General features: G+C 57.4%; 16 protein-coding genes and 4 tRNA genes. 6 read left to right on the top strand and 14 right to left on the bottom strand.

Going from position 1 to position 20,151, the window contains the following annotated elements; translation table 11 throughout:
- Positions 1-43: 43 nt before the first annotated feature.
- The 5 genes from FEZ62_RS17780 to leuC all read right to left on the bottom strand — a co-directional run bounded on the left by FEZ62_RS17780 (position 44) and on the right by leuC (position 5,676).
- On the bottom strand, positions 44-1,069 hold the full coding sequence (locus tag FEZ62_RS17780; RefSeq protein WP_172929283.1) for an aspartate-semialdehyde dehydrogenase: 1,026 nt from the start codon (positions 1,067-1,069) through the stop codon (positions 44-46).
- 129 nt (positions 1,070-1,198) lie between these two features.
- Positions 1,199-2,311 (bottom strand): aspartate-semialdehyde dehydrogenase, encoded by a 1,113-nt coding sequence (asd, locus tag FEZ62_RS17775; protein WP_090508634.1) that lies wholly within the window; start codon positions 2,309-2,311, stop codon positions 1,199-1,201.
- A 51-nt stretch (positions 2,312-2,362) separates the two neighbouring features.
- Positions 2,363-3,445 carry a 3-isopropylmalate dehydrogenase gene (gene leuB / locus FEZ62_RS17770; protein WP_172929282.1) on the bottom strand — a complete coding sequence of 361 codons (1,083 nt, stop codon included), beginning with the start codon at positions 3,443-3,445 and terminating at the stop codon, positions 2,363-2,365.
- A gap of 148 nt (positions 3,446-3,593) precedes the next feature.
- Positions 3,594-4,238 carry a 3-isopropylmalate dehydratase small subunit gene (gene leuD / locus FEZ62_RS17765; RefSeq protein WP_172929281.1) on the bottom strand — a complete coding sequence of 215 codons (645 nt, stop codon included), beginning with the start codon at positions 4,236-4,238 and terminating at the stop codon, positions 3,594-3,596.
- A gap of 10 nt (positions 4,239-4,248) precedes the next feature.
- The gene (leuC, locus tag FEZ62_RS17760) at positions 4,249-5,676 is read right to left on the bottom strand and encodes a 3-isopropylmalate dehydratase large subunit (RefSeq protein WP_172929280.1); all 1,428 of its coding nucleotides are present in this window, start codon (positions 5,674-5,676) and stop codon (positions 4,249-4,251) included.
- 134 nt (positions 5,677-5,810) lie between these two features.
- Between leuC and FEZ62_RS17755 the strand changes: the two genes are divergently transcribed.
- Together FEZ62_RS17755 and FEZ62_RS17750 are read left to right on the top strand one after the other, a co-directional pair.
- On the top strand, positions 5,811-6,692 hold the full coding sequence (locus FEZ62_RS17755; RefSeq protein WP_172929279.1) for a LysR family transcriptional regulator: 882 nt from the start codon (positions 5,811-5,813) through the stop codon (positions 6,690-6,692).
- A 120-nt stretch (positions 6,693-6,812) separates the two neighbouring features.
- Complete coding sequence (locus FEZ62_RS17750; RefSeq protein ID WP_172929278.1) at positions 6,813-10,478, top strand: bifunctional diguanylate cyclase/phosphodiesterase; 3,666 nt, start codon at positions 6,813-6,815, stop codon at positions 10,476-10,478.
- Between the two features lie 68 nt (positions 10,479-10,546).
- Here the strand turns inward: FEZ62_RS17750 and FEZ62_RS17745 are convergent, their stop codons facing one another.
- Positions 10,547-10,993: an Hsp20 family protein gene (locus FEZ62_RS17745; protein ID WP_172929277.1), complete on the bottom strand. Its 447-nt coding sequence runs from the start codon at positions 10,991-10,993 to the stop codon at positions 10,547-10,549.
- A gap of 197 nt (positions 10,994-11,190) precedes the next feature.
- On the opposite strand from FEZ62_RS17745, the gene FEZ62_RS17740 reads away from it, so the two are divergent.
- Entirely contained in the window at positions 11,191-11,940 is a 750-nt protein-coding gene (locus tag FEZ62_RS17740; RefSeq protein ID WP_242454987.1) for an SDR family oxidoreductase, read from the top strand.
- 30 nt (positions 11,941-11,970) lie between these two features.
- Here FEZ62_RS17740 and FEZ62_RS17735 read toward each other — a convergent pair whose 3' ends face one another.
- Complete coding sequence (locus FEZ62_RS17735; protein WP_172929276.1) at positions 11,971-12,975, bottom strand: tRNA-dihydrouridine synthase; 1,005 nt, start codon at positions 12,973-12,975, stop codon at positions 11,971-11,973.
- 142 nt (positions 12,976-13,117) lie between these two features.
- On the opposite strand from FEZ62_RS17735, the gene FEZ62_RS17730 reads away from it, so the two are divergent.
- Positions 13,118-13,507: a hypothetical protein gene (locus tag FEZ62_RS17730; protein WP_069899080.1), complete on the top strand. Its 390-nt coding sequence runs from the start codon at positions 13,118-13,120 to the stop codon at positions 13,505-13,507.
- Between the two features lie 8 nt (positions 13,508-13,515).
- Here FEZ62_RS17730 and FEZ62_RS17725 read toward each other — a convergent pair whose 3' ends face one another.
- The 7 genes from FEZ62_RS17725 to FEZ62_RS17695 form a co-directional block, all read right to left on the bottom strand.
- Positions 13,516-13,965, bottom strand: coding sequence for a thioesterase family protein (locus FEZ62_RS17725; RefSeq protein ID WP_069899082.1), 450 nt, complete (start codon positions 13,963-13,965; stop codon positions 13,516-13,518).
- A 237-nt stretch (positions 13,966-14,202) separates the two neighbouring features.
- Positions 14,203-14,278, bottom strand: a tRNA-Glu gene (locus FEZ62_RS17720).
- Between the two features lie 77 nt (positions 14,279-14,355).
- A tRNA-Ala gene (locus FEZ62_RS17715) sits at positions 14,356-14,431 on the bottom strand.
- A gap of 50 nt (positions 14,432-14,481) precedes the next feature.
- Positions 14,482-14,557, bottom strand: a tRNA-Glu gene (locus FEZ62_RS17710).
- A gap of 64 nt (positions 14,558-14,621) precedes the next feature.
- Positions 14,622-14,697, bottom strand: a tRNA-Ala gene (locus FEZ62_RS17705).
- A gap of 146 nt (positions 14,698-14,843) precedes the next feature.
- Complete coding sequence (gene gltX / locus FEZ62_RS17700; protein WP_172929275.1) at positions 14,844-16,325, bottom strand: glutamate--tRNA ligase; 1,482 nt, start codon at positions 16,323-16,325, stop codon at positions 14,844-14,846.
- Between the two features lie 142 nt (positions 16,326-16,467).
- On the bottom strand, positions 16,468-17,388 hold the full coding sequence (locus FEZ62_RS17695; RefSeq protein ID WP_069899086.1) for a LysR family transcriptional regulator: 921 nt from the start codon (positions 17,386-17,388) through the stop codon (positions 16,468-16,470).
- Positions 17,389-17,492: 104 nt separating this feature from the next.
- Here FEZ62_RS17695 and FEZ62_RS17690 point away from each other — a divergent pair, with 104 nt between their 5' ends.
- Together FEZ62_RS17690 and FEZ62_RS17685 are read left to right on the top strand one after the other, a co-directional pair.
- Positions 17,493-18,542, top strand: a complete 1,050-nt coding sequence (locus tag FEZ62_RS17690; RefSeq protein ID WP_069899088.1) for an HlyD family secretion protein — start codon at positions 17,493-17,495, stop codon at positions 18,540-18,542.
- The gene (locus FEZ62_RS17685) at positions 18,532-20,091 is read left to right on the top strand and encodes a DHA2 family efflux MFS transporter permease subunit (RefSeq protein WP_069899090.1); all 1,560 of its coding nucleotides are present in this window, start codon (positions 18,532-18,534) and stop codon (positions 20,089-20,091) included. The genes FEZ62_RS17690 and FEZ62_RS17685 overlap by 11 nt, the downstream gene beginning before the upstream one ends.
- Positions 20,092-20,151 lie beyond the last annotated feature (60 nt).

The raw sequence follows: 20,151 nt of genomic DNA, 5'->3' as shown, positions 1-20,151 counted from the left end.
TAATTAAACCAGTGTTGCCAAGCTCGAAAGATTCTTCAAACTTCTAGGTAAGTATCTTTGACAGATGGTCTTTTATCAATAACTCAGCTAACTGCACTGCGTTGACAGCAGTACCTTTTCGTACATTATCAGACGTAATCCACAAATTGACTTCCCTTTCATCTTCAATCCCGCCGCGCACTCGCCCGACATAGATCACATCTTGGCCCACCGCATCGCCAACCGCGGTCGGATAATCGCCTGGCTCTACGTATTCGATTGCCGGCGACGCATCCAGCGCCGCGCAAACTGCCGGTATATCTACAGCAGCTTCGGTTTGCAGCGATACGTTAAGACTGTCACCAAAGAATACCGGCGCCTGAATACAGGTCACCGCGACCTTGAGCTGCGGGCGTGTCAGCAGTGTTTTCAATTCATTACTTATGCGCCGCTCCAGCGCGCCATGCCCACTGTTATCCGGCTCTTCAACTTGAGCGAGCAGGTTAAACGCGATTTGCCGGTCAAACAGACGCGGCTCCATTGCCCGCGCGTTGAGCAACTCTGCGGTCTGGCGCGCCAGTTCAGTCACGCCTTGGCGATCGCGACTCGAGACGGCCAAGCACGCCGTTACACTGGCGCGCGTCACTTCAACCTGCCCGGCAATGGCCGCCAGCACACAACTCAGCGCCACACTCACCGCTGCCGGGCTGCTCATCCAATAAGGTGCTTTGAGTGAAGCCACCACCTGCGGGTTAACGTCAGCTACCACAATCGGCGCTTGCCCGGCCGGCAACCCTGCACTCAGGTCAATCACCGCACAACCACCACGGCGCACTGCCTCCAGGCACTCGCGGGTGACATCGGCTTCATCAACAAAGAAGGCAATCTGCACGTTGGCGAAGTCGAATTCATCGGCAGCGCGCACCCGCAGGTTCTTGCCGCGGAACGTTACGCTGTGGCCAACAGCCTCATCCACGCCCAGCAGATGCAAGGTCTTGAGCGGGAAATCACGCTCTTCGAGCACTTGCACCAACGCCTCACCGACAGCGCCGGTGGCACCGATTACAGCTACATCAACAGTCGCACTCATAACATCACTTCTGATCAGATCCGGACATGCACTCTATAGTGCACCTCTTAAACTCAAAAGAGCGATTGCCACGGGTCAATCAACCCGTAGAAATCGCTCTTCGGCAAATGGCAGCCTGTAGCGGGCGAATTAACGCTCCAGCAGGATACGCAGCATACGGCGCAATGGTTCTGCCGCGCCCCACAGCAATTGGTCACCAACAGTGAACGCGCCCAGGTACTGCGAACCCATATTGAGTTTGCGCAGACGACCGACAGGTACGTTCAGGGTGCCGGTTACCGACGTTGGGCTGAGGTCAGCAATGCTGCTCTCGCGATGGTTTGGCACCAGTTTGACCCATGGGTTGTGCTGGCTGATCAAACCTTCGATGTCCGAGATTGGCACATCCTTGTTCAGTTTGATGGTCAATGCCTGGCTGTGGCAGCGCATGGCGCCGATGCGCACGCAGATGCCGTCGACCGGAATCGGGCTCTTGAAGCGACCCAGAATCTTGTTGGTCTCAGCCTGCGCTTTCCACTCTTCACGGCTCTGGCCGTTTGGCAGCTCCTTGTCGATGTAAGGAATCAGGCTGCCCGCCAGAGGCACACCGAAGTTATCAGTCGGGAACGACTCGCCGCGCATGGCTTCAGCCACTTTGCGATCGATGTCCAGAATCGCGCTGGCCGGATCAGCCAACTCATCGGCAACCGAGCTGTTAACCGCACCCATTTGCTTGATCAGTTCGCGCATGTTCTGCGCACCCGCGCCGCTGGCCGCCTGATAAGTCATGGCGCTCATCCACTCAACCAGACCCGCTTCAAACAGACCACCGAGGCCCATCAGCATCAGGCTCACGGTGCAGTTGCCGCCGATGTAGTTCTTGGTGCCAGCATCGAGTTGATGATCGATCACTTTGCGGTTGACCGGATCGAGCACAATGACTGCGTCATCAGCCATACGCAGCGAAGATGCCGCGTCGATCCAGTAACCCTGCCAGCCCGCTTCACGCAGCTTCGGGAACACTTCATTGGTGTAGTCGCCGCCCTGACACGTCAGAATCACGTCCAGACTTTTCAGCTCATCAATGCTGTAGGCATCTTTGAGTGGCGCAATGTCTTTACCAATAGCCGGGCCCTGGCCACCAACATTGGAGGTGGTAAAGAACACGGGTTCGATCAGGTCGAAATCCTGCTCTTCCAACATGCGCTGCATCAGCACGGAACCTACCATGCCACGCCAACCGATCAGTCCTACACGCTTCATAACAACTACACCTATGTGAACAGTGTGCCGGAGCTTCCGGCATCCAGAAATTTATAAACTACGCAGGGCCTCGACGACCGCATCACCCATTGCTGCAGTGCCCACTTTTTGAGTGCCCGCAGAGTGGATGTCGCCAGTACGAAGACCTTGATCAAGCACCTTGCTGACGGCTTGTTCAATAGCGGCTGCCGCTTCAAGCTGGTTGAAGCTGTAACGCAGCATCATCGAAACCGAAAGAATGGTTGCCAGCGGGTTGGCAATGCCCTGGCCGGCAATATCCGGTGCAGAACCGTGACACGGCTCGTACATGCCCTTGTTGTTCGAATCAAGGGATGCCGATGGCAGCATGCCAATAGAACCGGTGAGCATGGAAGCCTCATCCGACAGAATGTCACCGAACATATTGTCGGTCACCATCACGTCAAATTGCTTCGGTGCACGCACCAGCTGCATGGCCGCGTTGTCGACATACATGTGCGACAGCTCGACATCCGCATAGTCCTTGGCAACCTCTTCAACCACTTCACGCCACAGCTGGCTGGACGCCAATACGTTGGCCTTGTCGACCGAACACAGACGCTTGCCGCGCACACGGGCCATGTCGAAACCGACGCGGGCGATACGGCGGATTTCACTCTCGCTGTAAGGCAGTGTGTCGTAGGCCTGACGCTCACCGTTTTCCAGCTCACGGGTGCCGCGCGGCGCACCAAAGTAGATGCCCCCGGTCAGCTCACGGACAATCAGGATATCCAGCCCCGCCACCACTTCCGGCTTCAACGAGGAAGCATCAGCCAGTTGCGGATAAAGGATGGCCGGACGCAGGTTGGCGAACAAACCCAGCTGCGCACGAATTTTCAGCAGGCCGCGCTCAGGGCGAATGTCGCGCTCGATCTTGTCCCACTTCGGACCACCGACAGCACCGAGCAGAATGGCATCGGCTGCTTGCGCACGCGCCAGCGTCTCTTCTGCCAGCGGCACGCCGTGCTTGTCGATAGCCGCGCCACCGATAACGTCATGGCTCAGCTCGAAATCGAGCTTGAACTTGTCATTGGCCAATTCCAGCACCTTGACCGCCTCGGCCATGATTTCCGGGCCAATACCGTCACCGGGGAGAATCAGAATCTGCTTGCTCATGCTTTCCTCATGTTCTTCTGCGGCTGCCATTGGCGCGCCATCAATAATCGGGTGTAGCGCCTTAAGCTGTCACTAAAGCCATGCCGAGCCGGGTATTACACAGGCTCGGCGCTGCGCTAGCAATAGCGCTCAAGGGTTGTTGTAAGGCTTAGGCGTCGCGAAACAACCACGGCTGCTTCTGCTTATAACCGGCCTCGAAGCCGCGAATAGCCTCAGCATCCTGCAAGGTCAGGCCAATGTCATCCAGGCCGTTAAGCAGGCAGTGCTTGCGAAATGCATCGACTTCAAAGCTGTATTGCTTGCCATCGGGACGCGTGACTGTCTGCGCTGCGAGGTCAACGGTCAACTCGTAGCCTTCAGTGGCTTCAGCTTGCTCGAACAACTCATCCATTTCGGACTCTTCAAGAATGATCGGCAGCAAACCGTTCTTGAAGCTGTTGTTGTAGAAAATATCGGCAAAGCTGGACGCCAGAATGGTCCGGAAACCGTACTCTTCCAAAGCCCAAGGCGCGTGCTCGCGGCTGGAACCACAACCGAAGTTCTCGCGTGCAAGCAATACGCTGGCACCTTGATAGCGCGGGAAGTTGAGTACGAAATCCTGATTCACCGGACGCTGCGAGCTGTCCTGGTTCGGCTGCCCGAAATCCAGATAGCGCCACTCATCGAACAGGTTCGGGCCGAAGCCAGTCCGCTTGATCGACTTCAAGAACTGCTTGGGAATGATCTGATCGGTATCCACGTTGGCACGATCCAACGGCGCGACAAGACCGGTGTGTTGGGTAAAAGCTCTCATGTCGGTCTCCTCAGGCCTGAATCAATTCACGAACATCAACAAAACGACCGGTCACGGCCGCCGCTGCAGCCATCGCCGGGCTCACCAGATGGGTGCGTCCACCGGCGCCCTGACGGCCTTCAAAGTTACGGTTGGAGGTCGATGCGCAATGCTCGCCGCTGCCGAGTTTGTCCGGGTTCATCGCCAGACACATCGAGCAGCCCGGCTCACGCCATTCAAAGCCTGCCTCGATGAAAATCTTGTCCAGACCTTCCTGCTCGGCCTGTTGTTTAACCAAGCCCGAACCTGGCACCACCATCGCCTGCTTGATGGTGGCGGCAACCTTACGGCCCTTGGCCACTTCGGCTGCGGCGCGCAAATCTTCAATGCGCGAGTTAGTGCACGAACCGATGAACACGCGATCAAGCTGGATATCGGTAATCGCCTGATTGGCGGTCAAACCCATGTACTTCAGCGCACGGGTGATCGAGTCACGCTTGACCAGATCAGCTTCAGCTGCCGGGTCCGGCACATTCTGATCAACAGCCAGGACCATTTCCGGCGAAGTGCCCCAGCTGACTTGCGGCTTGATGTCTTCGGCACGCAACTCAACCACGGTGTCGAAGTGAGCGTCGGCGTCGGAGACCAGATCGCGCCACTGCGCCACGGCCTGCTCCCACTGCGCGCCCTGTGGCGCGAATGGACGACCCTGAACGTACTCGATGGTCTTGTCGTCGACCGCCACCATACCGACGCGGGCACCCGCCTCGATCGACATGTTGCAGATGGTCATGCGGCCTTCCAGCGACAAGTCGCGGATGGCGCTGCCGGCAAACTCCAACGCGTGACCATTGCCACCCGCGGTGCCGATTTTGCCGATCACGGCCAACACGATGTCTTTAGCGGTAACGCCGAACGGCAATTTGCCTTCAACGCGCACCTGCATGTTCTTCATTTTTTTCGCGACCAAACACTGTGTGGCCAGCACGTGCTCGACTTCCGAGGTACCGATACCGTGCGCCAATGCGCCGAAGGCACCGTGAGTCGAGGTGTGCGAGTCACCACAAACCACAGTCATGCCTGGCAAGGTAGCGCCCTGCTCCGGGCCTACAACGTGAACGATGCCCTGGCGAATGTCGTTCATCTTGAATTCAAGAATCCCGAAATCGTCACAGTTCTCATCCAGTGTTTGCACCTGAATGCGCGACACTTCGTCGGCAATCGCCTCAAGACCGCCCTGACGCTCGGCCTTGGTGGTTGGCACGTTGTGATCCGGCGTCGCGATGTTGGCGTCGATGCGCCACGGCTTGCGGCCAGCCAGACGCAAACCCTCGAAGGCCTGCGGAGAGGTCACTTCGTGAAGGATATGGCGGTCGATGTAGATCAGCGACGAACCATCGTCACGGCGTTTTACCTCGTGCATTTCCCAGAGTTTGTCGTAAAGCGTTTTGCCGGCCATCAGCGTGTTCCTCATCAGCATATTTCTGTGCTTCAGGAGTATCCCTTTAGCTTATGTGGCCAATTTTATGGGGTTGGTTTAAATTACTCAAATTCATATTTTTCATCGATTGGATTACTAGCAGGAATACTTGAATGGACCTGGCCGCGCTTAATGCCTTTATCGCCATCGCCGAATCAGGCAGCTTCTCCGAGGCCGCCGAGCGCCTGCATTTAACCCAGCCCGCCGTGAGCAAGCGCATTGCCAGCCTGGAGCAGCAACTCAAGGTGCGCTTGTTTGATCGCCTGGGCCGTGAAGTGAGCCTGACCGAGGCCGGCCGGGCCCTGCTGCCGCGTGCCTATCAGATTCTCAACGTACTGGAAGACACGCGCCGCGCCCTGACCAACCTGAGCGGCGAGATCAGCGGTCGCCTGACCCTCGCCACCAGTCACCACATCGGCTTGCACCGCCTGCCGCCGCTATTAAGGGCTTTTACCCGCAGCCACCCGAAAGTCGCGCTGGATATTCAGTTTCTCGACTCCGAGGTCGCATACGAGGAAATTCTGCACGGCCGCGCAGAAGTGGCGGTCATCACCCTGGCCCCGGAAACGCAGGCGCCCGTGCAGGCTGTTCCGGTCTGGGACGACCCTCTCGATTTCGTCGCAGCACCCGAACATCCACTTGCCGCTAAACCCGCGATCACTCTTGCCGATATAGCGGATATTCCGGCGGTATTTCCGGGCGAAAACACCTTCACTCATCACATTGTCCGGCGCTTGTTTGAAGCTGAGGGCCTGACCCCAAACATCGCCATGAGCACCAATTATCTGGAGACAATCAAAATGATGGTTTCTATTGGGTTGGCCTGGAGCGTACTGCCACGCACGATGCTGGATGATCAGGTGACACGCTTACCGCTGCCGGGTATCCAGTTATCCCGAAAACTAGGCTACATCCTGCACACCGAGCGCACCCGTTCCAACGCGGCACAGGCATTCATGAATCTTCTCGATGCCCAGCGGGACGGTGTTGCATAATCATTCAGCGAACAGCTAACGTTGCTAAAAATTTGTGAACAATAAATTGGTGCATATGCCCAAACACCCTCTCTTCCTTCGGCAAACCGGGCAGCACAACTCCCCTGTAAAAGGCGGTCTATGAGCAACCGCCCCGATATCGAATACCCGGACCCCTTCTTTGAGCCACTGAATGACGGCGAGTTCGAGAGTACCTGGGAACAATTTCCGCACCTGCTCAAGGCGCTGAATAGCGCACACATGGGTGCGTGGCACTGGCACGTAAACAGCGGCCGGATCACCGGTTCGCGCGCCTCACAGGCGATCTTCGGGATTGACACCGACAAGCAGCGACGCAAACGAATCGACTACTTCAGCCTGGTGCCGCAGGCGGATCACAAGCACATCAGAGCTCTGTTCACTGATATCTGCCGGGGTAATCTCAGCGAGCAGACCGTGCGCCACCGGATCATGTGGCCCGATGGCAGCCTGCATTGGCTGGAGATCAACGCCAGCCTGAAACGCGACGAAGATCAAATCGCCCTTTTCGGCGTGGTGCGTGACATCACTCATCAGCAGGAACAGGCACATGCACTGGCTGAATCCTCAAGAAGTTTTGACAGCCTGTTTCAGCTGAGCCCGGACTCAGTCGCACTGGTGCGCAAAGCGGATTCGGTCATCACCGCGGTCAACCAGCACTTTGAAAACAGCTTTGGCTGGACGAGCCAGGAGATATGCGGCCAGTCCACCATTGACGCGAAGATCTGGACCGAACCCAATGACCGCGACACGTTGCGTGACGCACTCGAATCAACCCTCGAGCCGCTGAGCAAGAATGTCACCCTGCGTCGCCGTGATGGCAGCCTGACTGATGGCATTCTCAGTGTTCAACTGATCGAGATTGATCAGATCGACTACGTGCTGTGCACCTTCACTGACACCTGCGAAAAAAAGCGCACCGAACAAGCACTGCGCTTCAGTGAAGAAAAGTTCGCCAAGGCGTTTCAGTACAGCCCGGACGCGGTGGTAATCAGCGAGAAATACAGCGGCAAACTGATTCAGGTGAACCCGAGTTTCGAGCGCCAGTTCGGCTGGAGCAACGCCAATGCCATCGGCAAAACAGCCAGCCAACTCGGCGTCTGGCAGCACCCACAAGACCGCATGAGAATGATCGAAGCACTTGAGGCGAACAGCCTGCAAGAGTTCGAAGTCGAGCTATGCGACAAACAAGGCAAGCCGAGCACCAAGCTGCTGTTCGGCGATGAAATCGAGCTGAACAATCACGACTGCCTGATATTGACCATTCGCGATATCAGCCGGCAAAAAAGCCAGGAACGCGCCCTCAAAGACAGCCAGGCGCGCCTTGATCTGGCGCTGGACTCGGCCAACCTTGGGACCTGGGACTGGCATATTCCGAATAAAACCCTGTTTGGCTCGCAACGCGCCGCGATGCTGCACGGCCTCCCGGCAGAGGAATACCAGGGTCCGTTCAGCACATTCTTTTCTCACGTCCATGCCCAAGACCAACAACGCATGTACCAGGACTATCGCGCGTTGCTGGCGAGCGATCAGCCGACCTATCAACTGACATACCGCTCGCAACTGCCCGACAGTTCCACGCGTTATCTGGAATGCATCGCCCAACTCAGCCGCGACGCAGCTGGCAATCCGCTGCGCCTGACCGGCGTGGTGATGGATGTTACCGAGCGCACGTTGCGTGAGCAGACACTCGCCGCATCAGAGGAGAAATACTCCGCACTGTTTCAGGCAAGCCCGGAGCCGATCTGCGTATCGCGGGCGGAAGATGGCACGATGATCGAGGTCAACCCCAGCTTTTGCAGGACATTTGGCTGGAGTCAGGCTGAGCTGATTGGCAGCAAAAGTACCGACCTGAAGATCTGGCGCAGCCCCGATCAACGCATTGAACTGCATGAGCGATTCATGCGCGACCATGAACTGAACAACGAAGTCGTTCAGTTCATTACCCGCTCAGGCAAAGAGTTGACCTGCATTCTGTCGAGCCGACTGATCACGGTCGACCAACATGAATGTATCACCACCACTTTCCGCGACATTACCGATCAACAGGCCGCAGAAGCCGCGCTTGAAGCCAGCCAGGACAAGTTTGCCAAAGCGTTCCATTCAAGCCCGGACGCCATCACCATTACCGAGCGTGCGACCGGTCGCTACATCGAAGTGAATGAAGGCTTCCACCGCCTGACCGGGCATCGCAGTGAAGATATTATTGGCCTCACCGCCAACGATATTAATATCTGGGAAAGTCAGGCAGAGCGTCAACGCGTGCTCGACAGAATCCAGAACGCGCGCAGCACCGTGCACATGGAAATGCGCTGCCGCCATCGTGACGGCAACATCATCCCGGTCGACATCTCGGTTCAGACCATCGAGCTGAACAATGTGCCTTGCCTGCTGATGACGGTACGCGACCTTTCCGAGCTCAAGGAAGCGCAGGCTCAGGTCCAGCATCTGGCTTACCACGACTCGCTGACCAACTTACCCAACCGCGCATTGCTGATGGATCGCCTGAGCCAGCAAATTGCCCTGCTCAAACGCCATGACTTGCGCGGCGCCCTGCTGTTTCTCGACCTTGATCACTTCAAACACATTAACGACTCTCTCGGCCATCCGGTTGGCGACAGCGTGCTGAAAATGGCCACTGCGCGCCTTGAAGCCAGCGTGCGCATGGAAGACACCGTGGCGCGACTCGGTGGTGATGAGTTCGTGATTTTGTTGTCTGGCCTGGAAGGCGATATGAGCCGCGTAACCGAGCTGGTTTATCGCCTGGCCGATGGTTTCCGCTCTCTGCTGGCCGAGCCGATGCTGATTGACGGACACCGGCTCCAGGTCACACCCAGCATCGGCATGGCGCTGATTCCGGATCACGGCCAGACCCCGGCCGATTTGCTCAAGCGTGCCGACATTGCCCTCTATCGCGCCAAAGACCTGGGGCGTGACACCGTGCAGATGTTCGACGCCTCCATGCAAGAAGTTGCCAGCGAACGTCTGCGCCTTGAAAGTGATTTGCGTCTGGCCTTGCAGCGCTCCGAGTTCGAGCTGTACTTCCAGCCACAGGTGGACGCACTGACCAACCAGATCATTGGCGCGGAAGCATTGCTACGCTGGAATCATCCGGTACTGGGCGCTCAGTCTCCTGCCCGGTTCATTCACATTCTCGAAGAAAGCGGGTTGATTCTCGAAGTGGGCAGCTGGGTTCTCAACGAGGCCTGCGCCAGCTGCGTGGCGTTGATCGAGGAAGGCCTGATCGCGCCCGAGAACTTCAGCCTCTGCGTAAACATCAGCCCCCGCCAGTTCCGCCAGAAAGACTTCGTCCAGCGTGTCGAGAACTGCCTGCGCCAAAGCAGCTTGCCGATGCTCAAGCTGGAGATTACCGAAGGGATTGTGATTCAGAACATCGAAGACGCGATCGCCAAGATGAATAAGCTCAAGAAGCTGGGCATCAGCTTCGCAATGGACGACTTTGGCACCGGCTACAGCTCGCTGACCTACCTCAAAAAGCTGCCGGTTGATGTGATCAAAATCGACAAGTCGTTCATTCAGGACTCGACCAGCGACCCGAACGATGCAGAGATTATTCGCGCCATTATTGCCATGGCTCACAGCTTGGAGCTGACCCTGATTGCCGAAGGTGTTGAAGAACAGGAGCAACTGGACTTCCTGCTCAAGCAGAACTGCAACCTGTATCAAGGTTACCTGTTCAGCAAGCCACTGCCACTCGACGCATTCCGTCAGCTGTTACGCGACGCGCAAAACACGCTGATTCACTAAGCAAATCCCTCTCACGAAAACGCCCCCGACAATGCGGGGGCGCTGCTTTGCCTGAGTGCCTCAGACGCTTAGCTGTTCAGCGCTTGAGTCGCACTGTTGATGGCGATGCGCTTGGGCTTGGCTTCTTCTGGCACAACACGGACCAGGTCAATATTAAGCAAGCCGTTGATCAGGCTCGCCGAGCGTACTTCAATGTGGTCCGCGAGACGGAACGGCAACTTGAAAGCCCGTTGGGCAATGCCCTGATACAGGTAGCTGACACTCTCGGTTGGCGCTTCACGCTTGCCACCGGTTACTGTCAGCACACTGCGCTCTACCTGCAACTCGAGGTCTTCATCTTGAAAACCGGCTGCGGCAACCACAATTCGGTATTGATCTTCACCGTGCTTTTCAACGTTGTACGGTGGGTAGCTGCTCCCGCCTTCATTGCGCATGGCCGACTCAAACAAATCATTGAAGCGGTCAAAGCCAACGGACTGACGCAGCAGCGGGGTCATGGAAAATGCAGTGCTCATGTGTTTCTCCTGATATTCAGCGAGGGTGATCAATTAACTGCTTGCACCCACAAAAAAGTGGCTTTAGTACAAGCTGACGAGACCCGACTTCGGCATCTCTCAGGAATAAAAATGTGGACGGCAAAATCATTTTCAAGAGCTGGCTGTAAAATTTTTTACCTAGACTGTTTGCTCACTCAACCGCACAAGGAGGCTTCATGCACAGCAAAGTCATGTTGATTACCGGGGCCAGTCGCGGCATTGGCGCCGCCACTGCAAGGCTCGCCGCCGCGCGGGGTTACGCCGTGTGCATCAACTACCGGCAACAGCAGGACGCAGCAACACAACTGGTTGCTGAGATCCGCGCAGACGGCGGCGAAGCATTTGCCATCCAGGCTGATATCAGTGACGAGAACCAAGTTGCGGAGCTGTTCAAACAGTTCGACCAGCAGTTCTCGCGGCTCGATGTACTGGTCAACAACGCGGGCATGCTGGAATCGCAAAGCCGCCTCGAAGCGATCGACGGAGCGCGTCTGCAGCGGGTGTTTGCCGCCAATGTTTACGGCAGTTTTTACTGCGCACGCCAAGCCATCCAACGCATGTCGACACGCCGTGGCGGTAATGGCGGCGCGATCATCAACCTGTCGTCTATTGCCGCCAAACTTGGCGCACCAGAGGAATACATCGACTACGCCGCCGCCAAGGGCGCGATTGACAGCATGACCGTGGGCCTGGCCAAAGAACTGGCCGCTGACGGCATTCGGGTCAACGCTGTTCGCCCCGGCGTGATCGACACCGAGATTCATGCCAGCGGCGGCGAGCCGGGACGCGTTGAGCGTGTCAGCAAGAGCATCCCGATGCAGCGCGGCGGCCAACCCGAAGAAATCGCCGAGGCAATTTTGTGGCTGGCCAGCGATGCGGCGTCTTACACCAGCGGGGCGTTACTCGACGTAGCCGGCGGGCGCTAGAAATCGCCGAAAACCTGACGACTCAAGGCTCTATGCGCATTGCGCCTGGGCTTGCAGTGCATGCTGCGCGTGCAGGAAGCGTTCGCGGTCGAGCTGTACCGCGAACAACTGATCAATGCGCTCGCAGTCCGTCTCGCGGCGCAACACGTTGAACAGCTCGACAGCTTCGGGATAGGTTTTAGTGAGCAACGCCAGCCATTGCTTGAGCCGCCCCGGCGCCGAGCGCTGGGTCATTTTGTAGCGCGCCTGCACCCAGAAATCGGTGAGTAACGGCATGAACTCGGCCCAGCTCATTTCGGTGACCGGCAGGCCCGCGCGCACCTGAGAAATCTGCCGGGCCAAATCCGGGCGCGCAACGAGCCCGCGACCCAGCATGATGTTATCGACACCACTGATCTCACGGCAGCGCTGCCAGTCTTCAAGACTCCAGACTTCGCCATTGGCAAACACCGGCACGCTCACGACATCCTGCACGCGCGCCACCCATTCCCAATGCGCCGGAGGTTTGTATCCTTCGACCTTGGTACGGGCGTGAACAACGAGCTGTTCGGCGCCACCCTCGGCGAGTGCACGCGCGCAGTCCATAGCGCCATCCTTGTGCTCGAAACCAAGGCGCATCTTGGCGGTGACCGGAATGTTCGCGGGCACGGTTTTACGCACCTCGCACAAGATCTCGTGAAGCAACTCCGGCTCTTTCAGCAGCACCGCACCGCCACGGGATTTATTGACTGTCTTGGCTGGGCAGCCGAAGTTCAGGTCGATCACCGGAGCGCCCAACTCGCAAGCCAGCGCGGCGTTATCAGCCAGGCATTTGGGATCGGAGCCCAACAATTGCACCCGCAGCTGGGTGCCCGCTGCCGTGCGCGAGCCGTTGTGCAATTCTGAGGCGAGCTTGTAGAAGGTCGCCTCCGGCAACAGGCGCTCCGTGACACGGATGAATTCAGTCACACACCAGTCGATACCCCCGACGCGCGTCAGCACATCGCGCAGAATATCGTCAACCAACCCCTCCATGGGCGCCAAAGCGATTTGCATAGCTGTACTCTCAAGAACCTGTCGCGCCTTGCGCTGCGCAGCAGGGGCGTATTGCGTTAAATGACAACTCTGCGGAGCAATTCCACGGACTTATCGAAGCGAATGCTGCACACTAACCCGACGCTGATCCCGGAGGATATTTATGCGTTTATCGCTGCTGCCTGTATGCCTGCTCACCCTGATGGTCAGCACGGCTGACGGCGCCCAAATATTCGAGCAACCTGGCCTGAAACCCATGCCCAACAAAGCTGCGCACGTCGTGTTCAGTCGCGACCGAAATGCGCCCACAGCCTGCGACGTAGCCATTCTGGTCGGCGGTTTGCACGGCGCCGAACTGGGCATCGGCGAATCGGTGACCCTGAACATTGAAGCCGGCGAGCAAAACATCCTGATGATGACCTCACCTGCCGGCTACTGCGGCAATCTCAATCTGCGCAACAGCCAGTCGCTGATCATTGCGCCGGGAGAAACGCGCTACTTCCAGATCAAGGTCACCAACGACTCGATCTTCATCGCGCCAGAAACGCAGTAAACGCGCGCTTACAACTCCAGAGGATAAGGCTGGCGCAGTGCCTTGCCGTAGCCCTCGATAAACTCGCGCGGCATGCGCTTGGGCTTACCGCTCGACAACTCGATGCAGACAAAAGTGGTCTTGCCGCGCAGCAGGGTCATGCCGTCTTCGGGGCGCACGATCTGGAACTGACGGTCCATCTTCAAACGCTGGTCAGACTCCACAATCCACGTCGCGACCTGCAGCTGCTGATTCTCATAGGCACTGGCCAGGTAATCGATCTCGTGCCGCACCACCGCCATTGCCCGGTTCAAGCGCTGGTACTCAACCAGATCCAGCCCCAGATACTGCGTATGGCGCCACGCGCAGCGCTCCATCCACGTGATATACACCGCGTTATTGGCGTGCCCCAGACCGTCGATATCATCGGCGGTTACCGCAATATCGATCACGAACGGATTATCAAGATCCCAATTCATCCCTGCCTCCCTTCTCGCCCTTCACGCTCAGCGCTGCGGCCCACAAAGAGGCCTCTACGCATGAGCGCTGCATGGACACGATAGCTTCACAGGCATGTGCCTGCACCTACGCGCAACACTGCCAGAGCCCTTGTACCAGCACAACTGCGATATGTACGGGGATAAAAACAGCAGACAAACAAAAGGGCCATTCCGTTAAGAATGACCCTTTAAAAAACCCGCACAGCGGGTAAAAATTGGCGTCCCCTAGGGGACTCGAACCCCTGTTACCGCCGTGAAAGGGCGGTGTCCTAGGCCACTAGACGAAGGGGACAAAACCTTCGAAACCAAGCCAGCTAATCGCTGACTCGTGGCAGTTAGCAAATCAAATGAATTGAACCGCTAAAAAATTGGTGGAGATAAACGGGATCGAACCGTTGACCTCTTGCATGCCATGCAAGCGCTCTCCCAGCTGAGCTATACCCCCAGATTTATCGCCTCTCGGCTCACAACACCTTGCGGCACTGCGTTTTAAAATGGCGTCCCCTAGGGGACTCGAACCCCTGTTACCGCCGTGAAAGGGCGGTGTCCTAGGCCACTAGACGAAGGGGACAAAACCTTCAAACTCGACCCGTTCAATGAACCGATCGTGGCAAGCCTTACGGCTTTAAAGAGATTGGTGGAGCTAGACGGGATCGAACCGTCGACCTCTTGCATGCCATGCAAGCGCTCTCCCAGCTGAGCTATAGCCCCATCTCAAGGACGGGGCGCATATTAAGTGCGCCCCCGCCTACTGTCAACAAAATTTTAGACCTTTTGAAGATTCTTTATGCTGACAGAACAACCACTTACCCGCTTTTAGCAGTTTCAGCGATAAACCTTCCGCGCCGCATGCCTTGTCAGGCAATGTTGCTCAGAAGCTTTTCCCACTCTTTGTTTTCTTTTTTCGACACGCCGCCCAGCAACTCAATTGCCTGACGCAGGCGGAAGCGAGTCAAATCCGGGCCGAGAATTTCCATGGCGTCGAGTACAGAAACCGAGCTGCTCTGGCCGGTAACGGCGGCAAACATCAGCGGCATGGCATCGCGCAGTTTCAACTCAAGCGACTCGACCACGGCCTGAATGCAGCCCGTGATGTTGTCCTTTTGCCACTGACGCAGCGCTTCCAGCTTCCACAGAATCAACTGCATAAGCTGACGCACCTGATCGGCCGAGAGCTTCTTGTGCTCGAACAGCTTGGCATCCAGATTAAGCCCGCCCGAGAAGAAGAAAGCTGCCAGCGGCGCAATCTGACTGAACGTCTCGACGCGGCCCTGAACGTGCGGGGCAATCTGCATCATGTAATCGGAGTTGAATGCCCACTTCTGCGCGCCTGCCGCAAAATCCTCGACGCTCAGCTCACGCATCCACTGGCCATTGAGCCAGGACAGCTTCTCCAGATCGAAGATTGGCCCACCGAGCGAAACCCGCTGAATGTCGAAATTGGCGATCATCTCGTCCAGCGAGAATTTCTCGCGCTCATCCGGCATCGACCAGCCCATGCGGCCGAGGTAATTGAGCATCGCCTCTGGCAGGTAGCCCATGCGCTCGTAGAAGGTGATCGAGGTCGGGTTCTTGCGCTTCGAGAGCTTGCTCTTGTCCGGGTTACGCAGCAGCGGCATGTAGCACAGTTGCGGCTTTTCCCAGCCAAAGTATTCGTAGAGCAGAATCAGCTTGGGCGCCGATGGCAGCCATTCCTCACCCCGCAACACGTGCGTGATGCCCATCAGGTGGTCGTCAACCACGTTGGCGAGGAAGTAGGTTGGCAGACCGTCTGTCTTCATCAGCACCTGCATGTCCATGCGGTCCCACGGAATCTCGACTTCGCCACGGAGCATGTCCGGCACCACGCACACGCCTTCAGTCGGCACTTTCATGCGCACAACATGCGGCTCACCGGCTTCGATGCGCGCCTGCGCTTCGGCATTGGAAATGTGCATGCAGTGGCCGTCATAACGTGGCGTCTGCTTGGCCTCCACCTGTTCAGCACGGACCTTGTCCAAACGCTCGGCACTGCAAAAACAATTGAACGCGTGGCCCTGGTCGATCAGCTGCTGGGTGTATTGCTTGTAGATATGCCCACGTTCGCTCTGCCGATACGGGCCATGCGGGCCACCGACATCCGGGCCTTCGCTCCATTCAATACCCAGCCAACGCAACGCATCGAAGATCTGCTGTTCGGATTCGCGAGTTGAACGCACCTGATCGGTGTCTTCGATACGCAGGATGAATTCGCCGCCATGCTGGCGGGCGAAACACAAGTTGAACAGCGCGATATAGGCAGTGCCTACGTGCGGATCGCCGGTGGGGGATGGCGCAATACGGGTACGAACGGTGGTCATAGCGGCTCTCGGGGGATAAACGCAAGAAGGTGCAATGGGTTGAATCACAGAGGCGCGCCCTGCTCAGCCAGAAACAGCCAGCAGCGCAGCGCTTAACCGTTGCGCGGCAAGCCAGCCGCGCACAGGGACTCAACAACCTGAATCAAGGCTTGGATATTAACAGGCCGGGGGGCTTGGGCTCCAGTTCAAAGCCATCAAGCGCTTGCAGCGCATTGATCAGAAAGTCGAGAAAGGCTTTGACCTTCATCGCCTGAAACCGCCGCGACGGATACACCGCATACAACTCACCCACGGGCAATTCCGCTTCCGGCAATACCTCGACCAGTCGCCCTTCGGCGACTGCCTGCGCGCAGATCATGTCCGGTAAACCGGCAATCCCGGCACCGGCAAGCACGGCCTCGCGGGCGAAGGTGATGTTGTTGCAGGTCATCACACTGTGGCAGGCAATGCTTTGCCCCAGCAGCGGCCAGTAGCGCGGTGAGTCATGACCGAGCACGATGGCCCGGTGTGATGCGAGATCACTCACCGTTTGCGGCACACCATGAATGGCCAGGTATTCGGGACTGGCGCACAGACTTCTCGGCGTTTCCAGCAGCTTGCGGGCAATCAGGGTCGAGTCTTGCGGCTGACCGACCAGCAAGGCGATATCGACGCCCTCCTCGACCGGATCGACATAACGCGCAGTCAACTCCACTTCGGCGGTGATCTGCGGATACTGGCGCATGAATGCACCAATCGCATGCGCCAGAAACAGTTGTCCGAACTCTATCGGCGATGAAATGCGCAGCAAACCGGAAGGCTCGCGCTGCAACTGCATGACTGCCTGCTCAGCCTCGGCGAAATCAAACATGATCTGCCGGCAACGGTCGTAATAAGCCTGGCCCACCTCGGTGAGACGCAATTTACGCGTGGTCCGGTTGAGCAGACGCACGCCCAACCGGTCCTCTAGCAACGCCAGACGCCGACTGACAGTCGACTTCTGCATGCCCAACCCTTTCGCGGCCAGGGTAAAACTGTGGCACTCCACAACGCGCGTGAAGATCAGAGCATCATCGAGCCCCATTATTGTTCCCCATAAGCAACAAAGTTTCTGAATTCTACCCGCTACAGCTTCTTAAGGAACACTGTTAGATTCTAAGAACTAATACCTATAACTTGAGTTTGTTCATGCCTGCCCAGCTAAAACGTCGCTTATCCCTGTTTGTATTGTTGGTTGCCCTGATAGCTGCGGCGCTTCTGGCTCACTGGTTGCTGATTGGTCGATACGTCGAGTCAACTGACAACGCATATGTACAAGGTGAAATCACCCGCGTCTCCAGCCAGCTCAACGCACGCATTGATCAAGTACTGGTAAAAGACAATCAGCACGTCGAAAAAGGCCAACTGCTGGCCGAGCTTGATTCCAGCGATTTCGAACTTGCCCTCACCCGCGCCCGCGCCGCCCTTGCAACCCGCGAAGCACAACTGGCGCAAACCCAGAGCACGCTCAGCCAGCAGTCGAGCATGATCGCTGCCAGCGCTGCCGAGGTGGCCTCGACGCAAGCCTCGCTGAGCCGCGCCAAGGTTGACTTGTCCCGCGCTAAAACCCTGCGCAAGCCTGGTTATGTGTCTGAGGAACGGGTCACCACACTCGACGCCGACCAGCGCATTGCCAGCTCACAAGTCACCAAGGCCCAGGCAGACCTGCAAGCCCAGCGCCAACAGGTGAATACCCTACAAGCCGAGATCAAGAGCCTCAACGCACAAATCTCCAGCGCCCGCGCCGACATTGCGAAAGCCGAACTCGACCTCAAGCGCACCAAGATCTACGCCCCCATCAGCGGCTTTATCGGCCAGCGGGCAGCGCGCAACGGCCAATACACTCAAGTGGGCGGCTATCTGCTGTCGATCGTGCCGGATCTCGACATCTGGGTGCAGGCCAACTTCAAGGAAACCCAGATTGGTCACATGCAGGTTGGCCAGCAGGCCGAACTGGTGTTCGACAGCTTCCCCGATACGCCGATCGAAGCCACGGTACAAAGCCTGTTTGCCGCTTCCGGCGCTCAGTTCAGCCTGCTACCGCCAGACAACGCCACCGGTAACTTCACCAAGGTTGTGCAGCGCATTCCGGTTAAGCTGACATTCGCTGCACACAATCCGCTGCAAGGCAAAATCCGCCCCGGCATGTCCGTTGAAGTCAAAGTAGACATCAAGGCAGACGTGCAACATGGCGGGTGATCAGCTGGTTCGCCCTACCGGCGAGCCGAGCAGGCGTGACTGGATTGCGGTAATGAGTGTGATGCTCGGCGCGTTTATGGCGGTGCTGGACATTCAGATTACCAATTCCTCGCTCAAAGACATTCAGGGCGCACTGGCAGCCACGCTGGAAGAAGGATCGTGGATTTCCACCTCGTATCTGGTGGCCGAGATCATCATGATCCCGCTCACAGCCTGGCTGGTGCAATTGCTCTCGGCGCGGCGTCTGGCCATCTGGGTTTCAATCGGCTTTCTGTTCTCGTCTCTGCTTTGCTCGATGGCGTGGAACCTCGAAAGCATGATCGTGTTCCGCGCCATGCAGGGGTTTACCGGCGGCGCGCTGATCCCGCTCGCCTTCACCATGACCCTGATCAAACTGCCGGAACATCACCGTGCCAAAGGCATGGCGCTGTTTGCCATGACCGCGACCTTTGCGCCCTCCATCGGGCCGACACTCGGCGGCTGGCTGACCGAGAACTTCGGCTGGGAATACATCTTCTACATCAACGTGCCGCCCGGCCTGTTGATGATTGCAGGCTTGATGTACGGCCTGGAAAAGAAAGCGCCGCATTGGGAACTGCTGAAAAGCACCGATTATGCCGGCATCGTCACCATGGCCATCGGGCTCGGTTGTTTGCAGGTATTCCTCGAAGAAGGCCACCGCAAAGACTGGCTGGAATCCAGTTTGATTGCAGGTTTGGGCGCTACCGCCAGCATCAGCCTGATCGCGTTTGTGATTTTGCAGTTCTCCAAGCCCAACCCGCTGATCAACCTGCGCGTGCTCGGCGAACGCAATTTTGGCCTCACCAGTATTTCCAGCGTCGGCCTCGGTATGGGCCTGTATGGCTCGATCTACGTTTTGCCGCTGTATCTGGCGCAGATACAGAACTACAACGCGCTGCAAATTGGCGAAGTGATCATGTGGATGGGCATTCCCCAGCTGTTCCTGATTCCGCTGATTCCCAAATTGATGAAGTTCATCACCCCGAAAATCCTCTGCGCTCTGGGCTTTGGCCTGTTCGGCGCGGCCAGCTTTTTTTCCGGCACGCTCAATCCGGATTTCGCCGGCGAGCAGTTCAATCACATCCAATTGGTCCGCGCCCTTGGCCAGCCGATGGTGATGGTCACGGTATCGCTGATTGCCACCGCCTATATTCGCGCCGAAGATGCCGGCTCGGCCTCGAGCCTGTTCAACATTCTGCGCAACCTCGGCGGTGCAATCGGCATTGCCCTGCTCGCCACGCTGCTCGACAGCCGCGCCAAAGTCTATTTCGATTACTTGCGTGAAGCACTGGTACCGACCAACCCGCAAGTGGCCGAGCGCATTGCGATGCTCACCAGCAAGCTGGGCAGCGAACAGGCCGCCTTGGCGCAGATCAGCCAGATCACCCACCAGCAAGCCGCGATAATGGCCTACAATGACGCCTTCCATTGGATTGGCATTGCCCTGTGCGTCAGCATGACCGCGGTGCTGCTGACCAAAAGCCTGCCCAAAGCCGCCACCAATTCAACGGCAGCCGCCGCCCACTGACGGCGCAGGCCCGGAACTACTTTTAACCAGCGCGCCCACTTGGGCGCGCGCTTGTTTTAG

The sequence above is a fragment of the Pseudomonas sp. MS19 genome (genome assembly GCF_013277615.1).
In the GTDB taxonomy this organism is placed as follows: domain Bacteria; phylum Pseudomonadota; class Gammaproteobacteria; order Pseudomonadales; family Pseudomonadaceae; genus Aquipseudomonas; species Aquipseudomonas marincola.
The sequence above is the reverse complement of the archived record's forward strand: the minus strand, read 5'-3'. Positions and strand labels throughout refer to the sequence as shown.

What these genes read in the sequence shown, in the direction of transcription:
- asd (WP_090508634.1), bottom strand. Translation starts at nt 2,311, where the DNA reads ATGAAGCGTGTAGGACTGATCGGTTGGCGTGGCATGGTAGGTTCCGTG.
- leuC (WP_172929280.1), bottom strand. Translation starts at nt 5,676, where the DNA reads ATGGCCGGCAAAACGCTTTACGACAAACTCTGGGAAATGCACGAGGTA.
- gltX (WP_172929275.1), bottom strand. Translation starts at nt 16,325, where the DNA reads ATGACCACCGTTCGTACCCGTATTGCGCCATCCCCCACCGGCGATCCG.
- FEZ62_RS17690 (WP_069899088.1), top strand. Translation starts at nt 17,493, where the DNA reads ATGCCTGCCCAGCTAAAACGTCGCTTATCCCTGTTTGTATTGTTGGTT.
- FEZ62_RS17750 (WP_172929278.1), top strand. Translation starts at nt 6,813, where the DNA reads ATGAGCAACCGCCCCGATATCGAATACCCGGACCCCTTCTTTGAGCCA.
- FEZ62_RS17780 (WP_172929283.1), bottom strand. Translation starts at nt 1,069, where the DNA reads ATGAGTGCGACTGTTGATGTAGCTGTAATCGGTGCCACCGGCGCTGTC.
- FEZ62_RS17725 (WP_069899082.1), bottom strand. Translation starts at nt 13,965, where the DNA reads ATGAATTGGGATCTTGATAATCCGTTCGTGATCGATATTGCGGTAACC.
- FEZ62_RS17735 (WP_172929276.1), bottom strand. Translation starts at nt 12,975, where the DNA reads ATGCAAATCGCTTTGGCGCCCATGGAGGGGTTGGTTGACGATATTCTG.
- FEZ62_RS17740 (WP_242454987.1), top strand. Translation starts at nt 11,191, where the DNA reads ATGCACAGCAAAGTCATGTTGATTACCGGGGCCAGTCGCGGCATTGGC.
- FEZ62_RS17695 (WP_069899086.1), bottom strand. Translation starts at nt 17,388, where the DNA reads ATGGGGCTCGATGATGCTCTGATCTTCACGCGCGTTGTGGAGTGCCAC.
- FEZ62_RS17730 (WP_069899080.1), top strand. Translation starts at nt 13,118, where the DNA reads ATGCGTTTATCGCTGCTGCCTGTATGCCTGCTCACCCTGATGGTCAGC.
- leuD (WP_172929281.1), bottom strand. Translation starts at nt 4,238, where the DNA reads ATGAGAGCTTTTACCCAACACACCGGTCTTGTCGCGCCGTTGGATCGT.
- leuB (WP_172929282.1), bottom strand. Translation starts at nt 3,445, where the DNA reads ATGAGCAAGCAGATTCTGATTCTCCCCGGTGACGGTATTGGCCCGGAA.
- FEZ62_RS17685 (WP_069899090.1), top strand. Translation starts at nt 18,532, where the DNA reads ATGGCGGGTGATCAGCTGGTTCGCCCTACCGGCGAGCCGAGCAGGCGT.
- FEZ62_RS17745 (WP_172929277.1), bottom strand. Translation starts at nt 10,993, where the DNA reads ATGAGCACTGCATTTTCCATGACCCCGCTGCTGCGTCAGTCCGTTGGC.
- FEZ62_RS17755 (WP_172929279.1), top strand. Translation starts at nt 5,811, where the DNA reads ATGGACCTGGCCGCGCTTAATGCCTTTATCGCCATCGCCGAATCAGGC.